The 24,995-nt window shown below is 66.3% G+C and carries 20 protein-coding genes; 7 read left to right on the forward strand and 13 right to left on the reverse strand.

Features of this window, described 5'->3' with window-relative positions:
- Window positions 1–12 precede the first annotated feature (12 nt).
- The 5 genes from ACYQ4W_RS08205 to ACYQ4W_RS08225 form a co-directional block, all read right to left on the reverse strand.
- Entirely contained in the window at window positions 13–972 is a 960-nt protein-coding gene (locus ACYQ4W_RS08205) for a respiratory chain complex I subunit 1 family protein (protein ID WP_459855123.1), read from the reverse strand.
- Window positions 965–4,720 carry a proton-conducting transporter transmembrane domain-containing protein gene (locus tag ACYQ4W_RS08210; RefSeq protein ID WP_459855125.1) on the reverse strand — a complete coding sequence of 1,252 codons (3,756 nt, stop codon included), beginning with the start codon at window positions 4,718–4,720 and terminating at the stop codon, window positions 965–967. The genes ACYQ4W_RS08205 and ACYQ4W_RS08210 overlap by 8 nt, the downstream gene beginning before the upstream one ends.
- A 311-nt stretch (window positions 4,721–5,031) precedes the next feature.
- Window positions 5,032–5,709, reverse strand: coding sequence for a Crp/Fnr family transcriptional regulator (locus ACYQ4W_RS08215; protein WP_459855127.1), 678 nt, complete (start codon window positions 5,707–5,709; stop codon window positions 5,032–5,034).
- Window positions 5,710–6,443: 734 nt separating this feature from the next.
- Window positions 6,444–8,504: a ribonucleoside triphosphate reductase gene (locus ACYQ4W_RS08220; protein WP_459855129.1), complete on the reverse strand. Its 2,061-nt coding sequence runs from the start codon at window positions 8,502–8,504 to the stop codon at window positions 6,444–6,446.
- Complete coding sequence (locus ACYQ4W_RS08225) at window positions 8,452–9,123, reverse strand: anaerobic ribonucleoside-triphosphate reductase activating protein (RefSeq protein WP_459855132.1); 672 nt, start codon at window positions 9,121–9,123, stop codon at window positions 8,452–8,454. The genes ACYQ4W_RS08220 and ACYQ4W_RS08225 overlap by 53 nt, the downstream gene beginning before the upstream one ends.
- Here ACYQ4W_RS08225 and ACYQ4W_RS08230 point away from each other — a divergent pair.
- Window positions 9,122–9,385, forward strand: a complete 264-nt coding sequence (locus tag ACYQ4W_RS08230; RefSeq protein ID WP_459855134.1) for a hypothetical protein — start codon at window positions 9,122–9,124, stop codon at window positions 9,383–9,385. The genes ACYQ4W_RS08225 and ACYQ4W_RS08230 overlap by 2 nt on opposite strands.
- A gap of 256 nt (window positions 9,386–9,641) precedes the next feature.
- Entirely contained in the window at window positions 9,642–10,385 is a 744-nt protein-coding gene (gene map / locus ACYQ4W_RS08235; RefSeq protein WP_459855137.1) for a type I methionyl aminopeptidase, read from the forward strand.
- Between the two features lie 88 nt (window positions 10,386–10,473).
- Here the strand turns inward: map and proB are convergent, their stop codons facing one another.
- The 8 genes from proB to ACYQ4W_RS08275 all read right to left on the reverse strand — a co-directional run bounded on the left by proB (window position 10,474) and on the right by ACYQ4W_RS08275 (window position 16,437).
- Window positions 10,474–11,640, reverse strand: a complete 1,167-nt coding sequence (proB, locus tag ACYQ4W_RS08240; protein WP_459855139.1) for a glutamate 5-kinase — start codon at window positions 11,638–11,640, stop codon at window positions 10,474–10,476.
- Window positions 11,637–12,722, reverse strand: a complete 1,086-nt coding sequence (gene obgE / locus ACYQ4W_RS08245) for a GTPase ObgE (RefSeq protein WP_459855141.1) — start codon at window positions 12,720–12,722, stop codon at window positions 11,637–11,639. The genes proB and obgE overlap by 4 nt, the downstream gene beginning before the upstream one ends.
- A gap of 85 nt (window positions 12,723–12,807) precedes the next feature.
- Entirely contained in the window at window positions 12,808–13,083 is a 276-nt protein-coding gene (rpmA, locus tag ACYQ4W_RS08250; protein ID WP_459855143.1) for a 50S ribosomal protein L27, read from the reverse strand.
- An 18-nt stretch (window positions 13,084–13,101) separates the two neighbouring features.
- Window positions 13,102–13,413 carry a 50S ribosomal protein L21 gene (rplU, locus tag ACYQ4W_RS08255; RefSeq protein ID WP_459855146.1) on the reverse strand — a complete coding sequence of 104 codons (312 nt, stop codon included), beginning with the start codon at window positions 13,411–13,413 and terminating at the stop codon, window positions 13,102–13,104.
- A gap of 96 nt (window positions 13,414–13,509) precedes the next feature.
- Complete coding sequence (locus ACYQ4W_RS08260) at window positions 13,510–14,307, reverse strand: ComF family protein (RefSeq protein ID WP_459855148.1); 798 nt, start codon at window positions 14,305–14,307, stop codon at window positions 13,510–13,512.
- Window positions 14,300–14,938: a flavodoxin family protein gene (locus ACYQ4W_RS08265; RefSeq protein ID WP_459855151.1), complete on the reverse strand. Its 639-nt coding sequence runs from the start codon at window positions 14,936–14,938 to the stop codon at window positions 14,300–14,302. The genes ACYQ4W_RS08260 and ACYQ4W_RS08265 overlap by 8 nt, the downstream gene beginning before the upstream one ends.
- Window positions 14,938–15,303: a hypothetical protein gene (locus ACYQ4W_RS08270; protein ID WP_459855153.1), complete on the reverse strand. Its 366-nt coding sequence runs from the start codon at window positions 15,301–15,303 to the stop codon at window positions 14,938–14,940. The genes ACYQ4W_RS08265 and ACYQ4W_RS08270 overlap by 1 nt, the downstream gene beginning before the upstream one ends.
- A 507-nt stretch (window positions 15,304–15,810) precedes the next feature.
- Window positions 15,811–16,437 (reverse strand): MBL fold metallo-hydrolase, encoded by a 627-nt coding sequence (locus ACYQ4W_RS08275; protein WP_459855155.1) that lies wholly within the window; start codon window positions 16,435–16,437, stop codon window positions 15,811–15,813.
- A gap of 146 nt (window positions 16,438–16,583) precedes the next feature.
- On the opposite strand from ACYQ4W_RS08275, the gene ACYQ4W_RS08280 reads away from it, so the two are divergent.
- The 5 genes from ACYQ4W_RS08280 to ACYQ4W_RS08300 all read left to right on the forward strand — a co-directional run bounded on the left by ACYQ4W_RS08280 (window position 16,584) and on the right by ACYQ4W_RS08300 (window position 24,988).
- The gene (locus tag ACYQ4W_RS08280; protein ID WP_459855158.1) at window positions 16,584–17,330 is read left to right on the forward strand and encodes a molybdopterin-dependent oxidoreductase; all 747 of its coding nucleotides are present in this window, start codon (window positions 16,584–16,586) and stop codon (window positions 17,328–17,330) included.
- A gap of 146 nt (window positions 17,331–17,476) precedes the next feature.
- On the forward strand, window positions 17,477–20,623 hold the full coding sequence (locus tag ACYQ4W_RS08285) for a bifunctional diguanylate cyclase/phosphodiesterase (RefSeq protein WP_459855160.1): 3,147 nt from the start codon (window positions 17,477–17,479) through the stop codon (window positions 20,621–20,623).
- A 21-nt stretch (window positions 20,624–20,644) separates the two neighbouring features.
- A complete protein-coding gene (locus tag ACYQ4W_RS08290; protein ID WP_459855163.1) occupies window positions 20,645–21,835 on the forward strand; it encodes a THUMP domain-containing class I SAM-dependent RNA methyltransferase in 1,191 nt (396 codons plus the stop codon).
- 664 nt (window positions 21,836–22,499) lie between these two features.
- Window positions 22,500–23,279 carry a LytR/AlgR family response regulator transcription factor gene (locus ACYQ4W_RS08295; protein WP_459855166.1) on the forward strand — a complete coding sequence of 260 codons (780 nt, stop codon included), beginning with the start codon at window positions 22,500–22,502 and terminating at the stop codon, window positions 23,277–23,279.
- The gene (locus ACYQ4W_RS08300) at window positions 23,276–24,988 is read left to right on the forward strand and encodes a LytS/YhcK type 5TM receptor domain-containing protein (RefSeq protein ID WP_459855169.1); all 1,713 of its coding nucleotides are present in this window, start codon (window positions 23,276–23,278) and stop codon (window positions 24,986–24,988) included. Before ACYQ4W_RS08295 ends, ACYQ4W_RS08300 begins: the two co-directional genes overlap by 4 nt.
- Window positions 24,989–24,995: the final 7 nt, after the last annotated feature.

The raw sequence follows: 24,995 nt of genomic DNA on the forward strand, positions 1-24,995 counted from the left end.
CGGGTCTCCTTTTTAGCGCAGCATGACCGCCAGCCCGAGGCTGACGAGCGCCAACGGGGAGGTGTATTTCACGAAAAAGGAAAAGCCTTGGTCCAGACGCAGCCGCCCCGTGGCCGCCCGGAAACAGGTTACGGACAACATGAGCAGCACCAGACACTTGCAGACATGCCAGGCGAGATTCCCCACAATGCCCCCGCCGATGGGATTGGGGCAGAAGAGGGCCACGGCCAGCTCCAGCACCACCACCAGCTTCACGGCGCTCATGAGGTTGAACACCGCAAGCAGGGGGCCGGAATATTCGAGCAGCGGTCCTTCCAGCACTTCCGTTTCGGCCTCGGGGATGTCGAACAGCCCGTGGCCCATGGTGCCGGGAATGAAGATCAGCAGGGCCAGCGCTGCGGGCAGCATGATCGGGTCAAACAGCAGCGGGCCGTTCTGGAGCTGGTAGTTCATAATGGCGTCGAGCGAGAAGACGGAACCGGCGGTGCCGCCCACGCGCACCGAAACCGCCAGGAAGGAGGCGATCAGCGGCATCTCGTAGGCGAACATCAGGCACATCTCGCGCGAGAAGCCCAGAGAGCCGTAAGGCGAGCTGGAGGCGCCGCCGGCAAGCATCAGCGCCATGGCCGGAATGGGCAGCAGGTAGAGCAGGACCAGCAGATCGCCAAGCCCGCTCACGCCGTTCCACACGCCGCCGATGGGCATCACCGCCGCGGTCACGAGCATGCCGGTCAGGCCCAGAACAGGCGCCAGCCGGAAGGCCGCCTCGTTGGCCGTGTTCGGAATGAGCGTTTCCTTGGTCATCAGCTTGATGATGTCGAGCACGGGCTGGTACAGGGGCGGCCCCACCCGGCGCTGCAGCCGCGCCAGCATTTTTCTGTCCGCCCCCTTGAGGAACAGCCCCAGGGCCAGGGCGAAAAGCCCGCCCGGGAATATCACGGTGGCGAACGCCGCTTCCAGAATGTTATTCATGCTGTCCTCCCAGGCGCTTGAGCGAGAAGTAGCCCTTGGACATTCCGGCCAGCAGCTGGATGGGCGCGGCGTACAGATTGCCCGCGCCAACGCTGGTCAGACGCTGGTCGACACTGACCTCGCCGCAGGTATGGATGGCCGTGCGGCGCACCCTGTGGCTGGTGAGACGGGAGACGCCCAGCCACACGCCGCCGCCCACGAGAATGAGCATGAAGCTGAGCAGCGTCATGTCGCAGGCGCCGGGACCGGAGACGATGCCGCTGAGGGCGACCGGCGGCGCCGCAATGCCCAGGGTCTGCTCCAACCCGGCAATGGGAATGAGCGCCAGGCCCGGGTATACGCCGGTGACCAGGCACAGCCCCGCCAGGACGATGATCGGAATCCGCATGGCCAGGCCGACTTCGCTCGACCGCTCCGCCGCGGCCGAGAGCTGGCCGAAGAACGCGCCGTGCATGAACTTGAGGAAGTACGCCAGGGTGATCACGCTCGAAAGGATGGCGATGATGGCTAGGATGATCTCGCCGCGTCCGATCAGGGCGTAGTAGATGATCAGCTTGGAGTTGAAGCCGTTGAAGGGCGGCATGCCCGCGGCCGAGAACAGGGCCACGCTGAAGCACAGGAACGTGACCGGCATCTTGCGCCCCATGCCGCCGAGCTCCTCAAGGTTATGGGCGTGGCTGGCGAACATGAGCGCGCCGGCGCACAGGAACGCAAGGTCCTTGAAGAGCATGTGGTTGAACAGGTGCAGCAGGCCGCCGGTGACCCCAAGGGACGTGCCCAGGCAGATGCCGAGCACGATGTAGCCCAGCTGACTCACCGTGGAGTAGATGAGCATCTCCTTGATGCCGGTCTGCAGCAGGGCCTGGATGCCCGCGTACAGAATCGTGATGCCGCCGATCCACGCGCCCACGTACATGGCCGTGTCCAGGGCCTGGGCCGCGTCGCCCGCGACGCCCTGGGCCAAAACGAAGCGCAGGAGCATGATGCCGAAGGGGCCGCTCTTCAGCAGCATGGCCGAGATGTAGCCGCTCACCGGGGTGGGCGCGGTTGGCGGATGCATCTGCCAATCGATGCGCACCGGCAGCATGGCCGCCTTCATCAGCATGCCCACGCCCATGAGGCAAACGCCGGGCAGCCAAACGCTGGCGGGCAAGGTGGGAATGGCCTTGGCCACGACGTCGAAGCCGTAGCCGCCGCAGGCGTGCCCAAGGGCCAGCACGCCCAGGAACAGGAACGACGCCCCGGCGATGTTGAACAGGAAGTACTTGGTGCCTTCCTTGAGGGCCGCGGGCGTCTCCTCGTGAATGATGGCGAAGAACAGCGCCCAACTGCTCATGATCTCCCAGAAGCAGAAGAAGGCCACGAGCGAGCTGACGGTCGTCATGCCCACCAGGCCGCTTATCATGGTCAGAAAGACCGCGAAAAAGCGCCAGGCGGTGTGGCTGTGGGACATGTAGCCCGCGGAGTACGCGACGTTGAGCACGCCGAGGGCCAGCACCAGCAGCGCGAAGTAGCGCTGCAATTCCGTCGGGAATCCGGTTCCGGCAATCGCCAGCCCGAGCGCCAGCACAAGGCTCAGCGTGGCCGCGGCGCCGCACAGCTTCAGGTTGCGGCGCAGCACCACCGCGAGCACCGCGCCGATGAGCGGCACCACCGCGATGGGCGGCCAGTTGATGGCGATGTCCGGCAGGGTGCCGCCAGCGGGATAAAGGGCCGTGGCCGCGGGCAGGACCAGGGCCGCCCACTGCGCGGAGAACACGCCGGAGCACAACGCCAGGACGGCGAGGACGCCGATGCTCAGCTGCATGGAGAACGGCAGCCGCGCCACCTCTGCGCCCTCGTACTTGCTGAAGAACAACACCTTGATGATGCGGCCGTAGTACACGCAGCCGATCAACCCGCCGATCAGGATCAGCGCGGCGATCCAAAGCTGGCCGGCATCCAGCGCGGCCTTGAGCATAAGGAACTTGCTGAAGAATCCGCCCATGGGCGGCAGGCCCATGATCGACACCAGGCCGACGGCCATGCACGCGCCGGTGAAGGGCATGGCCTTGCCCATGCCGGCGAGATCGCCGAGGCGCTGGCTGCCCGCGCGCAGGATGATGCCGCCGGCGGCGAGGAAGAGCAGATCCTTCATCACCGCGTGGTTCAGCACATGGACCAGCGCGCCGGACGTGGCGGCAAAGGTGCCCAGGCTCAGCACCAGGCCTATTTCGCCAATCTGCGCCAGGGTGGAATAGGCGAGCATGCGCTTGATGTCCTGCTGGAGCAGCGCCATCACCTCGCCGATGATGAAGGTCGCGGCGGCCATGCCGGTCAGGAGCCACAGTATCCATTGGCCATAGCCGCCCTCATGGGGCGCGCCGGCCAGCGCGGCCACCACCACGGCCACGCCGAACACGCCGACCTTGGTCAGCAGGCCGGACAGCGGCGCGGAGATGGACGAGGGCGCGACGGGATGGGCCGCGGGCAGCCAGGAGTGCAGCGGGAAGAAGCCTGCCTTGACGGTGAAGCCGGCCAGCACCATGAGCGCCACGCCTGCGGCGGCGATGGGGCTGTACGCCGCAAGGGCTCCGGCCATGTGATCGAGGCCGCCGGGAGCGCCCGTGGCGGCAAGGGCCAGCAGACCCACCTGCATGACATTGGCGCCGCCCACGCACATCACCAGATACTTGGCGCCTGCCGCGAGGGATTCGTCGGAGCGCTTGTGCACCACGAGCATGTACGAGGAGAACGTCATGATTTCGAAGCAGCTGTAGAACGCGCCGCTGCTTTGAGCCGACGCCAGGCCGATCAGCGAGGCGAGCATGAGGAACAGGAAGAAGAAGTAGCGGTCGGCGCCCTTGTGGCCGCCGATGTAACCGATGGAATAGACGACGATCAGACCGCCGCCCAGGGCGAAGAGCATGGTGAACAAGTGCCGCAGCGGATCAACGGCCGGCTCGGCCCAGACAGCGCCAAGCGTGGCTGCGGCAAGGGCCAGCGCGGCAAGACCGCGCAGCCGCGGCGCAACGCGGCCGATTGCGACCATGGCGAACGCGCCGAAATAGGCGATCAAGACCGAGTTCGGCCAAGCGCTTTCTTCACCAGGATGTCCGGCCATGCCGCCGGCAGCCGCCAGCCAACCTTCCAGCAGTTGCACCAGCTGCCCGGAAAAGAGGCACGCCAGGGCCAGCGCCCCGGCCAGAATAAAGCCGCCCGCGCCGACACCGGCAAAGTATGCGGGCCTGGGCTCCGTCTCCTCGTCCTGCTTCAGGCATACGTTGTGCACAACGCGCACGGTGTAGACCGCGGCGAGGATGCCCGAAACGGCCAGGACGAACGCGGCCAGAAGGTTGCCGCCCTTCGCCAGCGAGAACAGCAGAATTTCCTTGCCCGGAGGGGCGGTGAACGGGGAAAGGCCGATGGCCGTGAACATGGCGAAGGCCAGCAGCAGGGCGGCTCCCGGCTGGCGGCCGCCAGCCTTGCCCAGCGCCGAGAGCGAATAGCCGCCGTGCTCTGCGGCCATGCGCCGCAAACAAAGATACCACAGGGTTCTGGCCACGGCCTGGTAGAGCAGGTGCAGTGCGGCTCCCACCGCGCCCCCAGGCTCGCCCGCATAAAAACCCGCCATCGCGTACCCAATCTGGGCAAGTGCGGAATATGCGGTGAGCCTTTTCAGGTCCTTCAGCGACTGAAGCGCCAGTATTTCGCACATGAGAGCGAGCATGGCACCAGCAAGCATTGCAAACTGGGTGGGCATTATCATGCGGGTCTCCTTTGAGTCCACGATTAGCCCAGGCAAATGAACAGATCTGTCGCAAAGACGACAGTTCCGAAATTTTGCGGAAGCAACACGTTTTTTCTTGATTGCGCAACAACGACAAGGCCGCGACTGGCCCCGACAGGCACGAGCGGGCCTTAGCCCTGCGCTTTCGCAACGGCCGGTGACAGAAAGGAAAGATGAGCAAAAGAGCGGACGCGGGCAGGCCCCACGGCCGGGGCGTTCCGCAATCCGCGGCCCTGCCGCCCGGGCTGGCGCAGCACCCCGGGGCCCGGACGGCAAGGATGGGCGGGGGATTATTCCGAGCAGGAATGGGCAAGAAGATACAATTCTCGCATGTCTCTGATGATGTACTCTCCGCGCGCTATCTTTTGCAGTATCCCGCCCTTTTCCATGGACGAGATGAGGGTGGAGACCGTCTGCCGGGAGGAGCCGACAACCTTGGCGATGCTCTCAACCGTCAGCCCCACCTTCAAGTAGATGCCCTCTTTGATCTCCTTGCCGGAGGTCATTGCCTGCTCATAGAAGAACACGGCCACGCGCTTGTCGGTGCAGTTGAAATAGAGGTTTTCGATGATGCTGATGGCCCCGGTCATGAGGCAGCCGACCGAGCCCATCAAGGCGCTGATGAACGCCTGCTGTTGGCTGGCGAGATTGATGAAGACGTCGGTGGGACCGGCCAGGATCGTCGTGTCCTCCACAGCCTCCACGACGGCCCGTGTATGCGTGCTGTAAACGCTGCCCGGACCGAGAAACGCGAGGGATATCTCTTTGCCGTGCAGCCCCAGGTACACGCGCAGCTTGCCCTGTTTGACAATAAAAATAAGATCTTCCTTATGGAAGGGCATAAACAGGATGCTTCTCTTGTTGTAACGGCGTTCGCTGAGCTGAGCCAGAATGGACTTGCTTTCTTCATCCTTAGATAAAACTTCAATAAGACTTGATCTTACCTTGCCTGACGGGTGACCGGCCATGCAATGTTCCTCTCATTGACGTTACAGTAAGTTGAAGAGAATCCGTTCAACCATGCTTATAAGCTGGCAAGCCTCCGACCAAGATGACAATCTTGGCTGATGCAATGTTTTTGGCAACCTGTCTTGGAACGCCAGGCACTTACGCCTGCACTTCCCATCGCCCCACACGCCGGAAGGTCCCTTGTGAACCTCACCGACTAAAAGGCTAGAGTATCTTTTCTGATCGGTCAACGAAATTGCGCACGCCATTTTTCGCCGCAACGAACTATATCAGACACCGACATGGCGTGCTGCCCGCGGCGAACGGCGAGAACGTAAAGCGGATGCCGCGGGCGAATCTCCGCCCTGCCCTGCGCAATCCGACCCAGCGCCCCACGCAAAACAGAGGAACCGCCGGAGCACGGGGCTTCAGGCGGTTCTATGCGATGCTCCCGTGCAGAGCCCCCCGCATGCAGGCAGCAATCACGAGGGAAGTATCGAGTCCGCTCCAACGTGAAAGGGCTTCTTCCGGCGCAACCGCTGGAAGAAGCCCTTTCGCGTCAGCGGGAGTCCAGAGGGCGAATGCCCTTTGGCGGGGGTGCCGGGGGCGGAGCCCCTGGATTTTCCACCACAGCCAGTGAGGTGCATGGATCTGCCTCCGGCGGCCGGGGGCTGGCCGCCCCCGGACCCGGCGCAGTGGGGAACGCGATTGTCCCTTGGCAGGTTCCGGGGCGGAGCCCCTGTGCCGTGCGCTGCTACCTGTCGCAGCCGCAGATGCTCGAATAGACCACGCGATCCACATACTCGGCCTGCTTGCCCTTGTTCCAGCGCGAAACCGGGCGGTAGTAGCCCACGATGCGCGTGTACACCTCGGCGTCCGCGCCGCAGGTGGGGCAGGTCTCGTGCTCGCCGTGGATGTAGCCGTGGTCCTTGCACACGGAGAACGTGGGCGTGATGGACAAAAACGGCAGCTTGGTGTTGCGGAAGCTTTTGACGATGAACTCGCGCAAGCTCGCCACGTCGGCCACGCTTTCGCCCAGGAAGGTATGGAACACCGTGCCGCCGGTATACAGCGGCTGCAACTGGTCCTGGTGCTCCAGGCAGGCCACCACGTCCGTGGAGTAGCCCACGGGCAGGCAGGTGGAGTTGGTGTAGTACGGCGTGCCGTTGCCGCTGGTGATGATGTCCGCGTAGAGGTTCCGGTCGATCTTGGCCAGGCGGTAGCTGGTGCCCTCGGCCGGGGTGGCCTCCAGGTTGTACATGTTGCCGGTTTCTTCCTGGAAGCGGCTGGTGATCTCGCGCAGGCGGTTTAACGTGCGGGCCATGAGCCGCGTGCCGTTCTCGGTCTCAATGCCCTTGCCGATGAGGTTCAGGCAGGCCTCGTGCCCGCCGAGCAGGCCGATGGTGGAGAAGTGCCCGCGGAAGGCGTTTTTGAGGTAGCGGCGCGTCCAGGGGAACATGCCGCGTTCCAGATTGTCGGTGATGAGCTTGCGTTTGAACTCAAGGGAGTCCTTGGCCATGGTGGCGTACTCCTCCACCAGGGTCAAAAACTCGTCCTCGCCCTGGGACAGGTACGCCAGCTTGGGCAGGTTCAGGGTCACCACGCCGATGGAGCCGGTGAGATCGCCCGCGCCGAAAAGCCCGCCCACCTTGTTGCGCAGCTCGCGCAGGTCCATTTTGAGGCGGCAGCACATGCTGCGCACGTCCTCGGGCGAGAGGTCGGAGTTGATGAAGTTCTGGAAATACGGCGCGCCGTATTTGGCCGTCAGCTGGAGCAGCAGCTCGCCGATGGGCGACTCCCAGGGGAAGTCCTCGGTGACGTTGTACGTCGGGATGGGGAACGAGAAGATCTGCCCGGCGTAGTCGCCGTCGAGCATGACCTCGAGGAAGGCGCGGTTGAACATCTCCATCTCGGCAGCGTACTCGCCATAGGTGGAGTCCTGCAACTCGCCGCCGATGATGATCGCCTCCTTGGCGATGTGCTTGGGCGGGGTCAGGTCCAGCGTCAGGTTTGTGAAGGGCGACTGCCCGCCCCAGCGGCTGGTGGTGTTCAGGTTGAATACGAACTTCTGCACGGCCTGGCGCACCTTCTCATAGGGGAGGCCGTCGTGCCGGATGAACGGCGCAAGGTACGTGTCCACGTTGTTGAAGGCCTGGGCGCCCGCCCATTCGTTCTGCAACGTGCCCAGGAAATTCACCATCTGCCCCAGGGCGGAGTCGAAGTGCCGGGCCGGGCCGGCGCAGGAGCGGCCCTCCAGGTTGAAGCCCTCCAGCAGCAGGTCGCGCAGGCTCCAGCCCGCGCAATACCCGGCCAGGCCGAAGGAAAGGTCGTGGATGTGGAAGTAGCCGTGCTCGTGCGCCTGCCGGATCTCCTCCGGGTACTTCTCCAGGGCGTAGCGCGCCTGCACCGTGCCGGAAAGATGCAGCATGAGCCCCTGGAAGCTGTGGCTCATGTTGGAGTTCTCGGCCACGCGCCAGTCGCTCTTGTCCAAATAGTCGTCGATGGTCTCCTTGATGTCCAGGAAGGCCTCGCGCTGGTTGCGCAGCTGGCGGCGCTTTTCGCGGTAGACGATGTATTTGCGCGCAACGCTGAACTGGCGCATCTCCATGAGCACCAGCTCCACCATGTCCTGCACGTGCTCCTGCTCGGGGATTTCCACATCCGCGAGTTTCGCCTCCACCTTCTGGGCCAGGCGGCGGCCAAGAAGCGGATCCTTGATGCCGCTGGCGGAAAGGGCCTTGAAGATGGCCTTGGCGATGCGGTCAGTCGACCAGGTTTCCAGCCGTCCGTCGCGCTTCAGAATCTGTGAGGGCATGGGGCCTCCTTGGGGGCTTATAGTCTTGCGTGGTCAGGGCAAAACCGTGCGGCAGCAGGCCGCGCACGGTCTTAACGTCAGCATCGTCCAACAACGGCACCAGGGTGGTGCGGAACAAAAAAGCCCCGGGCCGGGCTTCGGCCAGGGCGAACATGCGCGAAAGATTGCGCCGGGCGTCGTACTCCGAGACCGCGCCGCCGGTAAGCGCCGGGTATTTCTCAAAGGGCCCCTTCACGTCGACGAAGAACTGCGAGACAAGGCCCTCGGCCAGCATGAGCTCCACGGCCTCGGGCAGCATGCCGTTGGTGTCGACCTTGATGGGCAGGCCGCTTTGCGCAACCTCGTGCAGAATGGCCCCCACCCCGGGCACGGCCGTGGGCTCGCCGCCCGTCACCGTGACGCCGGAAAGCCAGCGCGAACGCTTGGAAAGAAGGGCGCGCAGGCTGGCCTGCGTCACCACGGGCAGGCTCTCCATGTTCCAGGCCAGGTCCGCGTTGTGGCAGGTGGGGCAGCGCAGGTTGCAGCCGCCCAGAAACAGCACCGCGCAGGGGCGCCCCGGCCAGTCGCACAGGCTCATGGGCTCAAGGCCCCGCACGTGGTTCCAGGCGGTTTGGGTCATGGTCGGCGGATGCTCCCTTGGAAATTTGCGCCGCGCCAGACGCTGGCCGGGCCCAGCCGCTGCAACGGCAAGCCCGGGCGGCACGACAGGAGCCACCCTACCCCAAGCCCATTTTTCTGTACAGGTGCCCGCGCCGTCTGCCCACGACACCTTTACCGAATTTCGCGATTACAGCACATTGCTGCCGATTACGCTTGAAAATTATCTGTTTTCCACAGCTAATGAACATTCTGAATATGGCAATATTCATGGAATATTCTAGAGATCGTGTAGAAGATTTTTTCTGGCCTTGGCGCGTGCGGGTTTTCGACACCTGCGCCGCGCTAAGGCGAAGGGAAATCCGCATTGGTGCCGCCGCCTGGGCGCACCCGCCTCCACAGGGGGCTCGCGCCTGCTGCGCGGTCCTTGACTCGGCGCGTGTTCCGACTAAGCTCGCGTCATTGGCCACACGGCCGGATAACCGCGCCGGTTCTGAGCACAGCCCGCCCAGACGCCAGGCGGGATCAAAAGGAGAGACGATGACGGTCAAATCACAGGCCGAGCTGGACCAGCTGCGGGCCATTGGACAAATAGTGCGCCAGACCTTGGAGGATATGTCCGCCGCGGTCGAACCCGGCATCACCACCGCGGAGATCGACGCCGTGGGCGCGGCCGCGCTGGCGCGTCACGGCGCGGAATCCTCCCCGCCCAAGGCCTACAACTTCCCCGGCACGGCGTGCATCAGCGTGAACGACGAGGCCGTGCACGGCATACCCGGCGGCCGCGCGGTGCGCCACGGCGATTTGGTGAAGCTGGACCTCACGGCCGAAAAGAACGGCTTTGTCGCCGATTCCGCAGTGACCGTCAGGGTCGGCGCGGTCTCCGCCGTTGCGGAATCCCTGGCGCAATGCGCCGAAAGCGCCTTCTACCATGCCCTGGACGCGGCCAAGGCCGGCAACCGCGTCAACGACATCGGCCGCGCGGTGAGCAAAGAGGTCCGGCGCGGCGGCTTCAGCGTCATCAAGGACCTGTGCGGCCACGGCGTGGGGCGCGCCATCCACGAGGAGCCCACGGTGCCGAACCACTTCGATCCACGCTTCCGCATGCGGCTCAAGGAGGGGCTGGTCATCACCATCGAGCCCATCATCGCCGCCGGGGCCGGAAGCATTGCGCTGCAGCCCGACAAATGGACCTACCGCACCACGGACCACAGCCTTTCCGCCCATTACGAGCACACCCTGGTCATCACCAGCGGCAGGCCCATCCTGGTCACCGCGGCGTAGACCGGGCGAGGAAACAAAGGGGCCGCCCTCCCCATGGGAAGAGCGGCCCGCTTCAAAATGTGCAAGGCGCAAGGGCGTAAAGGGCGTGCTACAGGGCGGCGTCCAGCAGCAGGTTGTCGCGGTGGATGGCCTCGGCAAAGGGCGCCTGGCCCAGCACGGACGCCAGTTCCCCGCTTTTGCGGCCCATGATGCGCCGCAGCTCGCCAGCGGAATAGTTGGACAGGCCCACGCCCACGGTGGAGCCGGCCGCGTCGATGATGCGCACCAGCGCGCCCCGGGCGAAGCGTCCCTCCACCGCGCGGATGCCCGCAGGCAGCAGGCTCTTGCCGTGCTCGCGCAGGGCGCTTGCCGCGCCCGCGTCCACGCTGATGCCGCCCGCCGGGTTGTCGTGATAGGCCAGCCAGAATTTGCGGTGCGAGACCGTGCGCTTGCAGGGCAGCACCAGGGTGCCCAGATCCTCGCCGCCGAAGATGCGATCAAGGGGAATCTCGGTCTTGCCGGAGACGATGAGCGTGGCCACGCCCAGTTGGGCGGCCCGGCGCGCGGCGCGCAGCTTGGAGTACATGCCGCCGGAGCCCACACTGGTCTTGCCGTCGCACATGCCCTCTATGTCCAGCCCCTCCACGTCATCGATGACGGGCAGACAGCAGGCGTCCGGGTGCTTGTCCGGGTTCTTGTCGAACACGCCGCCGGCGCTGGTGATGTTCACAAAAAGATCCGCGCCCACAAGGTCGACCATGAGGCTGGCCAGGGTGTCGTTGTCGCCGAACTCCAGCTCGGCCACGGCCACGGTGTCGTTCTCGTTCACGATGGGAATGACGCCCCAGTCGAGCAGGCGCTGCATGGTGTTGCGGGCGTTCAGGAAGCGCGAGCGGCTTTTCAGGTCCTCGCGCGTCAGCAGAATCTGGGCCACGGTCTTGCCCACGAGGCCGAAGCACTCGTCGTACTCGTGCATGAGGCGGCTTTGGCCGATGGCCGAGGCGGCCTGACGCGCGGGCAGTTCGGAAAAATCGATGGACTCCGCGCCGGGCACGCTTTTGCGGATGCGCATGCGCCCCGCGGCCACCGCGCCGGAGCTGACCAGCACGACCTTGAGGCCGCGATCGAGCAAGGCGGAAAGCTGTTCCACCAGACGGTGCACCGTGGCGGCCTCCAGCCCGTCGGCCGAGGTCAGAACCGCGCTGCCCACCTTCACAACAACAGTGCGCGCACGGCCCAAAATGTCGGCGCGCAGCTCAGTCGCCGAGGCGCTCATGCCTCATCCTCCTCCGTATCGTCCACATAGCCCAGCACGTGGCCAGGCGTGGTCACGTCGTCTTCGCCGTCGCCCTCGGGTTCCGCCTCGCCCATGCGGCTCCACATCTCGGCCAGCAGTTCGGGCAGGCCCTCGCCGGTCAGCGCGGAGACGAAGATGACGTCCTGGGGCGCATTGGCGCGCAGGGCGGCCAGGCGCTCCGCAGGCAAAATGTCGATCTTGTTGATGACGCGGATCTGCGGCTTCTCCGCCAGTTCGGGGTCAAAGGCGCGCAGCTCCTCGTTCAGCATGGCGTAACCCTCGGCCGGGTTCTCCGGGTCCGCGTCCTCGCCGCTCAAGATATGCACCAGGAAGCGCGTGCGCTCCACATGCTTGAGGAACTTGTGCCCCAGGCCCAGGCCCTCGCTCGCGCCCTCGATGAGGCCGGGAATGTCGGCGATGATGAGGCGACGGGCGTCCGGGCCTTCCACGACGCCCAGGTTCGGCGTGAGCGTGGTGAAGGGGTACGAGGCGATTTTTGGCCGCGCCGCGGAAACGGCGGAAAGAAAGGTGGACTTGCCCGCGTTGGGCAGGCCGAGCAGGCCCGCGTCGGCAATGACCTTGAGTTCCAGGCGCAGGCGCTTTTCCTGGCCGGGCAGGCCGGGTTCGGCCCGCTTGGGCGCGCGGTTCACGGAGGTCTTGAAATGCAGGTTGCCGCGGCCGCCCTCGCCGCCGGGGCAGGCGGTGAACTCCTGGGCGATGCGCCGCAGGTCGGCCAGCAGGGTGTAGCCGTCGCCGCCCTCGTTCTCCAAAAACACCTGGGTGCCCACGGGCACGTCGATGTAGAGGTCGTCGCCGTTGCGGCCGTACTTGTCCTGGCCGCTGCCGTTGACGCCGTTCTCGGCCTCGAACAGGCGCTGGGCGCGGAAGTCGTACAAGGTCAAAAGGCGCGGGCTGGCGCGGAAGATGATGTCGCCGCCCTTGCCGCCGTCGCCGCCGTCTGGGCCGCCCTTGGGCATGTTCTTGGCGCGCTTGAGCGAAGCGCTGCCCCTGCCGCCCCTGCCGGACCGCACCGTGATGCTGGCTTCGTCAACGAATCGCATGTGGCTGTACCCCAGATAAAAAACGGGCAGGAGCCGCCGTTAAGCCGCTCCTGCCCGCGTTATGGATCTTTCGAGGAGCCGCCGACTAAGCTTCGGCGCTCACGGGCATGATATGGACCCGGGTCTTGACCTTGTTGTTGCGGGTGTACTTCTCGTACTTCACCTCGCCGTCGATCAGGGCGAACAGGGTCCAGTCCTTGCCGACGCCGACATTCTTGCCGGCGTGGATGGACGAACCAACCTGGCGGACGAGGATGTTGCCGGCCAGAACTTTCTGACCGCCAAACCGCTTCACGCCACGATGCTGCCCGGCGCTGTCGCGTCCGTTTCTGGAGCTGCCGCCTGCTTTCTTGTGAGCCATGTTATCCCTCCTTGCCCGCTAGGCCTGGATGGTTTTGACCTTCAGGCTGGTGTAATCCTGCCTGTGGCCCGTCTTCTTATGGAAGTCGTTGCGGCGCTTCTTCTTGAAGATGATGATCTTCTCGCCACGGCCATGGCCGAGGACCTCACAGGCGACTTTGGCGCCTTCGAGGTAAGGGGCGCCGATTTTGGTCTGACCGCCATCGGCCACCAAAAGCACCTTGTCCAGATCCAGCTCGGTTCCGGGCTCAGCCTGAAGAAGCTCCACCTTGAACTCGAGTCCCTGTTCCACGCGGTACTGCTTACCGCCGGTCTCGATAATTGCGAACATTGCGAATACCTCCATCGCGTAAGAGGCGATCTCTTAGCTTGGTCCGGGAAGGAAAGTCAAGCTCCGGGCCCCATATTTTTCATGCTACCCCAAAACTCAGGCCCTGGCCAGCACCAGCACGTCGACGCGCAAAGCCCCGGCCGCCAGCATGGCGCGGGCGCATTCCTCCAGCGTCGAGCCCGTGGTCATGATGTCGTCGACCAACAGCACGGAGCGCCCGGCCAAAATTCTTTCATCTGCGGCAAAGGCGCCCCGGATGTTCTCGGCGCGCGCCTCACGCGCAAGCTCCACCTGGGGCACCGTGCGCCGCACGCGGGTCAGGGCGTTCTGCCAGATGGGCAGCCCGCGCCGCGCGGAAAGCAGCCGGGCGAGCTCCCGGCTCTGGTTGAACCCGCGCGAGAGCAGCCGCCGCGTGTGCAGCGGCACAGGCACTATGCCCTGGCACGCGGCGACCTCCGGGAACGCCGCAACGCCGCACTCAAAGGCCTCAAGGGCGTATTCCATGAGCCGCCGACCAAGGTCCAGCCGATGCTCGAACTTGTACGCCAGAATCATGTCGCGCAATTCGGCGTCGTACGGGCCGTGCACCAGCACGCGCCCCCAGGGCCGGGGCTGCGCGCGGCAGCGCCCGCACAGCAGGGGCTGCGCCTGCGGCGCGGACGGGTATTCCCCGCAGCCGGGACATGGCGCGCCGCAATCGACAGCCTCGCGCCGTTCGTCCAGCATCCGGCACGCGCGGCACAGGGCGGATGCGCCCGGCCCGCCCTCTCCCGCTTCCTCGGCGCTCTCGGCCACGCGGCCGCACGCGGGGCAACGCCCCTCGGTCAAGAACAGGGCTGAAAGCGTGCGGCCCGCCAGCCGCAGCAAACTCTTATGCCGCGGGCCCTCACGCATCCGCTTCCACGCCCGCCTTGCCCGATAGAGCCTCGCGGCCAGCGGCGCGGCCCAGCTCCAGCACGGCGCGCGCGTTCTCCGACGAGGACAAAAGATCTCCCGCCGCGTCCATGCCGCGCAAGCCCAAGGGCTCGGCCAGGGTCAGCCCGAAGTTCACCAGGAAATACTTGAGGGTCAGCCGCGCGCCGTCGAACAGCTTGGCTCCGGCGGGCTGGCCCGCCACAAAGCAGGCAAAGGCCGGGCGCCGCGCCAGGGCCATGATCCAGGGGTCCTGCTTGCGCCGCGCCTCCCAAAAGCGCTGGGAGCGGTCTATCCAGGTCTTGCACAGCGAGGGCAGCGCATAAAAATAGATGGGCGAGGCGAACACGACGGCCGGCGCGGCCATGAGCACCCCGAACAGCACCTCGGCCTCGTCCTTCTCGCGCAGCACGCAGCGGGACTGAGCCTCGCCCGCGCAGGCCCGGCAGGCCAGACATTGCAGCACGCGGAACCGGCGCAGCTCAATGATCCGGGCCGGGGCTCCGGCCTCGCGCACGCCGCGGGCGATGAGCGCGGCCGCCGCGTCGGAGTTGCCGCCGCCACGATGGCTGCACGCGAATACCGCCACCTCATGCTTCACGCTCTCGAACATCAGCCCTCCTTGGCCTTGCGCCGCACCGTGGCCTGCAACCAGCCCCCTGGCCCGCCAGCAGGCCCGATGCCGGACTCTCCGGGCTCTCCGCATCCGCCAGCCGCGCAAGACGCTTCGGGCACACCAGCTTCGCCCGGCACGGCAAACCCGCCGGACCGTTCCGGCGCTCGCCGCTCATCCACGTCATGCACCGCAGCGGACGCGCCGACTCCACGATCCGCGCAGGCCTCGTGGTCCCGGTTCCACTCCAGCAGCCAGCCGCCAGCGACGAACACCGCGTCCTCCACATTGGGCGCAAGCTTGGGCTGGACGAGGAACACGAGCGCGTCCTCGCGGGTGAAACGGAGGTGCCATCCCACCTCCATGCCCACGCCTCAGCACTTGTCGCGCAGATCAACCGTCGTCATAACGCTCCAGCTTGAATGCCGATATCTCCGGCAGTCCCAGTGAATTCACACCGCTGCCCCAGAACCATTCTCGAAGCGCCGCGCCATGACCGGCGCGCCCTCTGGTCTCTTGTCCCCACCTGGCATTGCCGGGCCGTTTTGCGTACTCCCCCAGCGGTCATACGCCTCCAGACGCGCCACCCGGCTTTTGGCAGCCGACACGCCAGTTCCCTGCTTGCGCCAGCCGTTTTCGCCGGGCCTGCCGGTCCGGCTTTGCGGACCAGGAGGCACGGCGCATGGGGAGTCCAGAGGGCCTCGTGCCCTCTGGCGGGGTTCCAGGGGCGGCGCCCCTGGATTCTCCAGCCGACGCCGGCGGGGAGCAGGGAGACGCCACCGCCGGCCGGAGGCTGCCCACCCCGGCCCCGGCGAAAGGGAAAGCCGCTTGTTCCCCCGGCCAAAGGCCAAGGACTGCGCCCGTGCAACCCTTCAAAACATATCGTTCAAAAAGAACGGGTTATGCGTCTTCTCATCGGCCACGCTCGTATCCAACCCATGGCCGGAGTAGAGCGCGGTCTCGCCGGGCAGGGTAAAGATCTTTTCCTGCACGGACTTCTTCAGGTCGTCGCTGCTGCCGCCGGGAAAGTCGGTGCGGCCCACGGAGCGGTAGAAGATGAGATCGCCCACAAAGGCGGCCTTGGCTGCGGGGAAGTAGAAGCTAAAGCTGCCGGGCGTGTGGCCGGGCGTGGCCAGGCATCGGCATTCAAGGCCGAGGAACCGCGCAGGCCCTTCCGCCAGGGGCGCGTAGTCAAAGGGCTCCACCACGGGAAAGCCGTACACGCCGCCCCGGCCAAGCTCCGTGTCGAGCAGGTAGGCGTCCGCCGCGGGAGCCAGGACGGGCGCGCCCGTGGCCTTGCTCAACGCCGCGCAGCCGTAGATGTGGTCGAAGTGCAGGTGCGTGATGAGGATATGCGCCAGGGTGAGCTTTTCGGCCTGGAGGAACTCCAGCACGTCCGCCGGGTCGCCGCCGGGGTCGACGGCCAGGGCCTGGCCCTGGTGGTCGAGGATGTGGCAGTTGGTGTCGAGGGGTCCCAGCGGATAGGACGTGATGCGCATGGTGTGGGCCTCCGGGGTATGTGTTGTCCGGACGGTAGCCACGGGCAGGCGAATTGGCAAGGGCAAAGGGCGGAGGCCAGTTGCGCGGGCAGGCTTCACAAACGGCGCGGGGCATCTTATGTATGAGGATAGCCCAGGAGGCCGCCATGAAGGAACGCACCCCGGACGCCACGCGACGCACAGTGCTCAAGGCCATACCCGCTCTGCTTTTGACGGCTGGAGCCGCCTTGTGGGGCCTGCTGCCGGAAAAGGCCCGCGCGGCCTTCGCCGACACCTTTCCCACGCGCACGGTGGAGCGCGGCACGTTCCGCTTCGATCCCGCGCGCGGCGAGGTGGTGTGGCAAGGCGGCCGCAGGGAGCCGTACGCCCTGGTTCTGGACGGCCTGGTGGAGGCTCCGGCGCGGCTTTCGTATGCGGACTTGCGCGCCTTGCCGCAGGTTCGCCGCACGGCGGACTTCCATTGCGTGGAGGGCTGGAGCGTGAAGGACGCGCCCTGGGGCGGCGTGGAGTTCCGCGCGCTGTTCTCGCGCGTGCGCATCAAGCCCGCGGCCCGGTACGTGGTGTTCCACTCCCTGGGGCAGACCGAGCGCGTGGGCGGGTTGTCGCACTATGTGGAGAGCTTTCCCCTGGCCGACCTGCTGGACCCGGCCCTGGGCAGCCTGCTGGCGCTGGACATGGAGGGGGCGCCCCTGCCCGATGCGCGCGGCGCGCCCGCCCGCGTGGTCAGCCCCTTCGACCTGGCGTACAAGAACATCAAGTTCGTCACCCGGGCGGAGTTCACCGCCGCGCCCGTGGAGGGCTGGTGGACCCGCGCCAATCCCATCTACCCCGTGAACGCGCCTGTGCAGCCCGAGCGGCTGCGGACGCCGGACCCGCGCCGCGCGCGGCGCTGAGCTGTCCTGCACATTTTTGGCAACATCAGCAATCGTCTTGTTTCCTGCCTTTTCATTAATTTCAAAGGACGGTAGAGTCCGAAAACTCCACCCCGCCGCCTCCCGCGCGCGGGGTGCAAGGAGCAAACGCTCGCGGCCGAGACACCATGACGCTCCGCAAAGCCACCATCATGCTGACCTGCCTGGGGTCCTTCGCGCTCATGCTCGCGGTGGCCGTCATCACGCACGTCACCATCGACGCCAGCTTCGCCGACATGGAGCGCGACCAGGCCCTGGACAACATGGAGCGCGCGCGCAACGCCGTGGCCGATGAGCTGGACAAGCTCGACACCATTCTCCAGGACTGGGCCATTTGGGACGACGCGAACAATTACATGCTCCACGGCTCGCGCAGTTTCGAAGAATCGTCCCTGAACGACCGCACCCTTGTTTCCCTGCATTTGGCCGCCATCCTTTTCATGGACCGCGCGGGAAAACCGGTGTGGATGCGGGCCTTCGACCCCAGGCAGGACACCGGAATGCCCGTGCCGGCCGAACTTTTGGCGCTGCTGCGGCCCGGGTCCCCTCTGCTTTCGGCACAATTCCCGGAGGACCGGAAAAAGGGACTGGTCCTGCTGCCCCAAGGCCTCCTGCTCATCGCCAGCTGCCCCATCACCAACAGCGAGAGCGTGGGCACGCCCTCCGGCACGCTGATCATGGCGCGGGCCCTGGGCGAGCGTGAGTCGGCGGCCATTGCCGAACGTCTGCGGCTGCCGATCTCCTTTGAGCGCGCCTCCCATCCCATGGACGCGGACCTGGCCGCCCTGCCGGCGCCGGACGCAAACGGCATGGCCCTCGGCCCCCTTTCGAATTCCTTGTACGGCGGCGTGCAGGTGCTGCCGGATATTCTGGGCAAACCGGCCCTGCGGCTGGTCCTGCGCGACACGCGCGACATCAAGAACCGGGGCGACAGCGCCCTTGCACAGTCGCACCTGTGGGCCACGGCCGGGGCGCTGGTGTTCCTGGTCATGCTCATCGGCTTTTTGGAACTGCGGGTGCTGCGCCGGCTGGCCCGGCTCAAGGACCAGGTGGAGACCGTGGGCGCCGCGGTGAACGAGCCTTTTTCGCCCGGGCAAAGCCAGCCTGTTCCCCTGCGCGTCGCCATGCCCGGCGGCGACGAACTCTCCGCCCTGGCGCGGCGCATCAACGAGACCCTGGCCGAACTGGAGCGCTCGCGCCAGAACCTTTCCACCCAGTGCGTCATGACCCTGGAGCAGGAGAGCTACCTCCAGCAGCTTTTGGACTCCATCCAGGCCGGGGTCATTCTTGTGGACCCGGACACGCGGCTCATCCGCGAGGTCAACGCCTTCGCCGCCGCCAGCGCGGGCCGCACGCGCGAGGAAATCGTCGGTCGGCTGTGCCACGGCTTCGTCTGCCCCAACGAACAGGGCGACTGCCCGGTGCTGGACCACGGCCTGCCCGGCGGCCAGACCATGGACAAGCTGCCCCGCACCGACGGCACGTCCATGCCGGTGCTCAAGAGCGTTTCGCGCATCGAGCGCGCGGGCCAGCCGCTTTTGCTGGAGACCTTCATCAACGTGACCGATCTGCAAAACGCGCAGGAGGCCCTGAAGCGCTCGGAGGAGAACTACCGCGCGGTGTTCATGAACACGGGCACGGCCACCCTGCTCGTGGAGGCGGACACGACCATCACGCTCATCAACCAGGAGTTCGAGCACCTTTCCGGCCACCAGCGTGAGGATGTGGAAGGCAAGCGGCGCTGGACGGAGTTCTTCGTGCCGGAGGATGTGGAATGGATGCTGCGGCACCATGCCAAGCGCCGCCAGTCGCCCGACCTGGCCCCGCGCAACTACGAGGCGCATTTCCTCAACAGCCGCGGCGAGGTGCGCGTCGTGCTGCTCACCGTGGGCATGATTCCCGACACCAAGACCAGCGTGGTCTCCATAGAGGACATCACCGAGCGCAAGGACGCCGAGGAGGAGCTGCGCCATCAGGCCTTCCACGACACCCTGACCGGCCTGCCCAACCGCCAGCTGCTGCTCGACCGCCTGGGCCGCAGCGTGGAGTCCGCCCGGCGCGAGGGCGAGGAAGTGGCGGTGCTGCTCATGGACCTGGACCGCTTCAAGGACGTGAACGACTCCCTGGGGCACTCCGCGGGCGACCGCCTGCTCAAGCTCGTGGCCGCGCGGCTGGACAAGGCCGTGCGCCGCAGCGACACCGTGGCCCGTTTCGGCGGCGACGAATTCGTTGTGGTGGTGGACGGTCCGGCCGGCGAGGCCGCCGCGGGCATGGTGGCCCGCCACGTGCTGGACTGCTTCGCCGCGCCCTTTGAGCTGGACGGCCACCACCTGCATGTGCGGCTGTCCATCGGCATCGCCCTGTTCACCGGCAAGGGCGAGACCCCGGAAGTGCTTTTGAAGAACGCGGATCTGGCCATGTACCGGGCCAAGGAACGCGGCCGCAACACCTACGAGTTCTTCACCAAGGAGCTCAACGACCAGGTGGTGCGCCGCCTGGACGTGGAGGCCGGCCTGCGCCGGGCCCTGGCCGCCGGCGGCATAGAGGTGTTCTACCAGCCCAAGGTTGGCGCGGACCGCCGCATCGTCGGGGCCGAGGCCCTTGTGCGCTGGCGGCGCGAGGACGGCACCCTGGTTCCCCCGGTGGAGTTCATCGCCGTGGCCGAGAACACCGGGCTCATCATGGCCCTCTCGGACATCGTGCTGCGCGACGCCTGCCAAAAAGCGGCCCTGTGGCGCAAGGGCGCGTACAGGGACCTCGTCGTGGCCGTGAACCTCTCGCCGCGGCAGTTCTCACAGCCCGGGCTCGCCCAGCGCATCAAGGACATCATGGCCGAAACCGGCACCCCGCCAGAGGCTTTGGAGTTCGAGATCACCGAGAACCTGCTGCTCGACATCCGGCCCGAGACCCTGGACACCCTGCACGCCCTGCGGGCCATGGGCTCGGCCATCGTGCTCGACGATTTCGGCAAGGAATACTCGTCGCTGAGCTACATCAAGAAGCTGCCCATCCAGGCCATCAAGATCGACCGCTCGTTCATCGACGAGCTGCCGCACGACGAGGACGACGCGGCCATCGTCCAGTCCATCCTCTCCATGGCCAGGAACCTGGAGCTGCGCGTGGTGGCCGAGGGCGTGGAGAGCGCCGAGCAGCTCGACTTTCTGCTGCGGCTGGGCTGCCCGGAATTCCAGGGCTATTACTTCAGCAGGCCCCTGCCCGGCCTTGACATGGGCAAGCTTCTGGACCAAGTGAGCCCCTTCGCCCCCGCAACATAAGCCCCCCATAAAGGACCATCCATGTCCCTCTTCGCCCAAAAGCGCCCCATTCTCGTCACGTGCCCCAAGGCCCTGCCGCCTTTCCTCGCCCGCGAAACCGCAGCCCTGGGCCTGGCCGGACGCGAGCTGGCCGCCGGGGTGCTGACCGAGGGCGACATGGCCGACTGCATGCGCCTGAACCTGCACCTGCGCACCGGGCACCGCGTGCTTTTGGAGCTGGACCGCCTGGAGGCCGCGGATCCGGCCGCCCTGGCCGAGGAGCTGGGCCGCCTGCCCTGGGAGGACATCGTTCCGGCCGACGGGCACATCACCGTGGATTCCTCGGTGCAGAACGAATACGTGCGCGACTCGCGCTTCGCCAACCAGAAGGCCAAGGACGCCATCGTGGACCGCATCCTTTCGCGCAAGGGCAGAAGGCCGGACTCCGGCCCGGACCCAGTGGGCGCCTCGGTGTTTCTGCACTGGCGCGAGGACGCCGTCACCGTGTACATCGACACCACGGGCGCGCCCCTCTCGCGCCGGGGCTACCGCAAGATGCCGCACAAGGCCCCCCTGCAGGAGACCCTGGCCGCGGGCATCGTGCTGGCCACGGGCTTTGGCGAAAGCGGCGGGCATTTCCTCTCTCCCATGTGCGGCAGCGGCACCCTGGCCATCGAGGCCGCGCTCATAGCGCTGAACCGCGCGCCCGGGCTCTTGCGCACCGGCTTCGCCTTCGAGCACCTGCTGGGCTTCGACGCCGCGCGCTACGCCGAACTCCGGCGCGAGGCCAACCAGGCCGCGAAAAAGCAGTACGCCGGGCGCATCATCGCCAGCGACATAGACCCCGAGGCACTGGTCGCGGCGCAGCAAAACGCCCGCACGGCAGGCGTGGAGGGGCACATCGAGTTCCAGGTGGCGGACTTCCGCGAGAGCCTGGTGCCGGAGGAAGGCGTCGGCGTGTGCGTGCTGAACCCGGAATACGGCGCGCGCCTGGGCGACACGCCCCGGCTGGAGCCCATCTACGCGGCCATCGGCGATTTCTTCAAGCAGCGGCTGCCCGGCTGGCGCGGCTTTCTCTTCACGGGCAATCCGGAGCTGGCCAAACGCGTGGGGCTCAAGCCCCGCCGCCGCACCCCGCTGTTCAACGCCAAGATCGAATGCCGCCTGCTGGAATACGAGATGTACCAGGGCACGCGCCGGGTGTTCCCCAAGGACGCCGACGCCAAGGCCTGAGCAGGCGGACCCCGTGCGCAAACGCGCCTGCCCGCTCCCTGCCGGGTTCGCACCCGGCGCACCGGCATACGCCCGCACGCTTCAGGCTTCGGCACGCCGCAGGACATGCGCGCCAAAGGACATGCGCGCCGCCAGACTCCTGCCTGCCGTACAGGCTTGAGGGTTGCAGGCTTGTGAACCCAAGCATGCCGGCATCCCCTTGAAGGCTTTCGCCCATGCGCACCGGCGGAGTTTCTCGCTGTCACGCTTGCATGCGCCGCAGCGGCAAGCTTGCGCCTCATCCAGAGGCTGGCGCTGTTACCCGGCCGCGCGCTTCGCCAGCGCAGAGAAAAACGGCGAGGCACAGCGACGGGCCAAAACTGCGGACCGAAGCGCTCCCCTGCCCGCCCTGCGCCCCGCCGCGTTGACAGGCTTGTTCCCCACGCGTAGTTTCGCAACGTGAATACTTTCAGGTAAACACACGCGAGCTTCATGCGTCCGCCACAGCGCAAGGGCCTGCCCGCAAGAAAGGCAACGTCCGCATTGGACCGCCCCAAAAGCGCAGCCAAAACCGACCCGGATCAGACAGACCAGGGCCGGTGCGGACAAGACCGAATGGCCAAGGCCGGAATGGACAGGACAGGAGCGGCTGTTCCATCCGCACGCAGCCGGGAGTTAGGCGACAATGCCCATACGCGCGCTCATCGTGGACGACGAGGCTCCGGCCAGGGACGAGCTGCTCTATCTTCTGCAAGCCCACCCGGACATAGAATGCGCCCAGGCCGACACGGCCGAGGCCGCGCTCGCCATCATCGCCCAAGACGACACGGATCTGGTGTTCCAAGACATCCAGATGCCAGGACAGGACGGCTTCCACGTGCTGGCCGGAGCCCAGGAGCTGGAGCGCCCGCCCGTCTTCGTCTTCGTCACCGCCTTCGACACCCACGCCATACGCGCCTTTGAGGAAAACGCCGCGGATTATCTGCTCAAGCCCGTTTCGCCGGACAGGCTGGCCAAAAGCCTGGAGCGCGTGCGCAAGCTGCTGGCCGAGCCCGCGCCCCCGCTTTTGAGCAGCGCGCTCACGCGGCTGTTGTCCTCCGCCGGGGGCCTGGGCGCAAAGCCCCTGGGCCGGCTGGCCGTGGAGCAAGGCGGGCGCATCGGGCTCATTCCCACCTCCGACATCGTGCTCATCGAGGCCGAGGAGAAGCGCCTGCTCGCCATCACCAACGAGGAGCGCCTGCCCTGCCACGGTCTGGCCACCCTGGCCAAAGCGGCCGAACGTCTGGCCGGGCTGCCCTTTTTCCAGGCCAACCGCGCCCAGCTCATCAACATGGAGCGCATAGCCGAGTTCGCGCCCTGGTATGGCGGCAAATACTGCGTGGTCATGGCCGACCCGGCCCGCACCGAGGTGACGGTGAGCCGCAACCGGGTGCGCGCCTTCAAGGAAGGGCTCGGCATTCTATGAACGACTTCTTCAATCCCCAGGTGCCGGAGCTGTTCCTGAACCTCTCGCAGCGCTTCGGCCTGCTTTTGGCGGGCGGCTTCGCCATCATGACCGTCACCAGCATCGACAAGCTGGGGCCAAGGCGCGACCGCCCCCTGTGGGCCACGGTGCTGCTCATCTTCATGTTCGGCGTGTTCGGCGTGCTCGGCACCTATTCCGGCAACGTGGTGTTCCAGTCCTTCGCCAACCTGCGCGGCATGGTGGTCATCACCGCCGGGCTCTTCGGCGGGCCGTTGGTGGGTTTCGGCAGCGCGCTCATCGCGGGCGGGCACCGCTACCTCATGGACATCGGCGGCTTTTCCGCCCTGCCCTGCGGCCTGGCCACGCTCATCGAGGGCACGGCGGCCGGAATCATCGCCCGGCGCTACCACGGCAACAGCCTGGACTGGCGGCTGGCGTTCTTCTTGTGCCTGGGGGGCGAGATAATGCACCAGGGCCTGGTGCTCGGCCTTTCCAAGCCCTTCATCACCGCCGCGGCCGTGGTGCAGGTCATCGCCCTGCCCATGATCGTCTTCAACTCCATCGGCGCGGCGCTGTTCGTCCAGGCGCTCAACCTGCAAATGAGCTTCCGCGAGGCCCAGAACCGCGACCTGGCCCGGCAGATCCTCTCCATCGCCAACCAGACCCTGGCCCACCTGCGCGCCGGGCTGAACCAGACCTCGGCCCACGCCACGGCGGCCATCATCATGCGCGAGGCGCAGGTTCCGGCCGTGGCCGTCACCAGCGGGCAGACCATTCTGGCCCATTTGGGCGAGGGCGAGGACCACCACCGGGCCGGGGGCGAGGTGCGCACCAAGGCCACCCTCAAGGTCATCGAGACCGGCGTGCCGCTCTTCGTGCGGGAAAAGTCCGAGATTTGCTGCTCCGAACCCACCTGCCCCCTCACCGAGGCCATCATCGTGCCCCTGCGCAAGGGCGAGGCCATCCAGGGCTGCCTGAAGCTCTACGGCACGCGCCGCCGCCCCCTGGACGAGACCCTGTTCGCCCTGGCCAAGGGCCTGGCAGACCTCTTCTCCACCCAGCTGGAGCTGGAGAACATCGGCATAAAGAACCAGCTTTTGGCCCACGCGGAAATCCGCCGCCTGCAGGCCCAGATCAACCCGCACTTTTTGTTCAACTCGCTGAACACCATTGCCAGCTTCTGCCGCACGGCCCCAAACCAGGCGCGGGAGCTGCTGCTCGACCTCTCGCGCTACATGCGCCGCAACCTCGACTCCAGCCGGGGGCTCATCAAGCTCTCGGAGGAAATCGAGCAGACGGCCGCCTATCTGGCCATCGAGCAGGCCCGCTTCGGCTTGCGCATCAAGGCCGAGCTGGACATAGGCCCCCTGGCCGAGGACTGCGTCACCCCGCCGCTCATCATCCAACCACTGGTGGAAAACGCCGTGCGCCACGGCATTTTGCCCCGGCCCGAGGGCGGCGTGGTCAAGCTGACCGCCTGGCGCGAGGACGGCCACCTGCTGGTGGAGGTGCACGACGACGGCGTGGGCATGCCGCCGGAGCAGGTGCGGGCCATAACCGCCGCGGTGGAGCTGGAGTCGCTCACCGAGGGCATTGGCGCGCGCAACTCCAACCAGCGGCTGGTGCAGTTGTACGGCCCGGCCTACGGCATGCTGGTCATGAGCTCGCCGGGTGAGGGCACGAGCATCACCCTGCGCATTCCCCAATAAGGCCCGC

The organism is Humidesulfovibrio idahonensis (genome assembly GCF_054657715.1).

Excerpts from the sequence above, each read along its gene's own strand:
- ACYQ4W_RS08205 (WP_459855123.1), bottom strand. The coding sequence starts at position 972 with ATGAATAACATTCTGGAAGCGGCGTTCGCCACCGTGATATTCCCGGGC.
- ACYQ4W_RS08210 (WP_459855125.1), bottom strand. The coding sequence starts at position 4,720 with ATGATAATGCCCACCCAGTTTGCAATGCTTGCTGGTGCCATGCTCGCT.
- ACYQ4W_RS08215 (WP_459855127.1), bottom strand. The coding sequence starts at position 5,709 with ATGGCCGGTCACCCGTCAGGCAAGGTAAGATCAAGTCTTATTGAAGTT.
- ACYQ4W_RS08220 (WP_459855129.1), bottom strand. The coding sequence starts at position 8,504 with ATGCCCTCACAGATTCTGAAGCGCGACGGACGGCTGGAAACCTGGTCG.
- ACYQ4W_RS08230 (WP_459855134.1), top strand. The coding sequence starts at position 9,122 with ATGGTCGGCGGATGCTCCCTTGGAAATTTGCGCCGCGCCAGACGCTGG.
- ACYQ4W_RS08225 (WP_459855132.1), bottom strand. The coding sequence starts at position 9,123 with ATGACCCAAACCGCCTGGAACCACGTGCGGGGCCTTGAGCCCATGAGC.
- map (WP_459855137.1), top strand. The coding sequence starts at position 9,642 with ATGACGGTCAAATCACAGGCCGAGCTGGACCAGCTGCGGGCCATTGGA.
- proB (WP_459855139.1), bottom strand. The coding sequence starts at position 11,640 with ATGAGCGCCTCGGCGACTGAGCTGCGCGCCGACATTTTGGGCCGTGCG.
- obgE (WP_459855141.1), bottom strand. The coding sequence starts at position 12,722 with ATGCGATTCGTTGACGAAGCCAGCATCACGGTGCGGTCCGGCAGGGGC.
- rpmA (WP_459855143.1), bottom strand. The coding sequence starts at position 13,083 with ATGGCTCACAAGAAAGCAGGCGGCAGCTCCAGAAACGGACGCGACAGC.
- rplU (WP_459855146.1), bottom strand. The coding sequence starts at position 13,413 with ATGTTCGCAATTATCGAGACCGGCGGTAAGCAGTACCGCGTGGAACAG.
- ACYQ4W_RS08260 (WP_459855148.1), bottom strand. The coding sequence starts at position 14,307 with ATGCGTGAGGGCCCGCGGCATAAGAGTTTGCTGCGGCTGGCGGGCCGC.
- ACYQ4W_RS08265 (WP_459855151.1), bottom strand. The coding sequence starts at position 14,938 with ATGTTCGAGAGCGTGAAGCATGAGGTGGCGGTATTCGCGTGCAGCCAT.
- ACYQ4W_RS08270 (WP_459855153.1), bottom strand. The coding sequence starts at position 15,303 with ATGGAGGTGGGATGGCACCTCCGTTTCACCCGCGAGGACGCGCTCGTG.
- ACYQ4W_RS08275 (WP_459855155.1), bottom strand. The coding sequence starts at position 16,437 with ATGCGCATCACGTCCTATCCGCTGGGACCCCTCGACACCAACTGCCAC.
- ACYQ4W_RS08280 (WP_459855158.1), top strand. The coding sequence starts at position 16,584 with ATGAAGGAACGCACCCCGGACGCCACGCGACGCACAGTGCTCAAGGCC.
- ACYQ4W_RS08285 (WP_459855160.1), top strand. The coding sequence starts at position 17,477 with ATGACGCTCCGCAAAGCCACCATCATGCTGACCTGCCTGGGGTCCTTC.
- ACYQ4W_RS08290 (WP_459855163.1), top strand. The coding sequence starts at position 20,645 with ATGTCCCTCTTCGCCCAAAAGCGCCCCATTCTCGTCACGTGCCCCAAG.
- ACYQ4W_RS08295 (WP_459855166.1), top strand. The coding sequence starts at position 22,500 with ATGCCCATACGCGCGCTCATCGTGGACGACGAGGCTCCGGCCAGGGAC.
- ACYQ4W_RS08300 (WP_459855169.1), top strand. The coding sequence starts at position 23,276 with ATGAACGACTTCTTCAATCCCCAGGTGCCGGAGCTGTTCCTGAACCTC.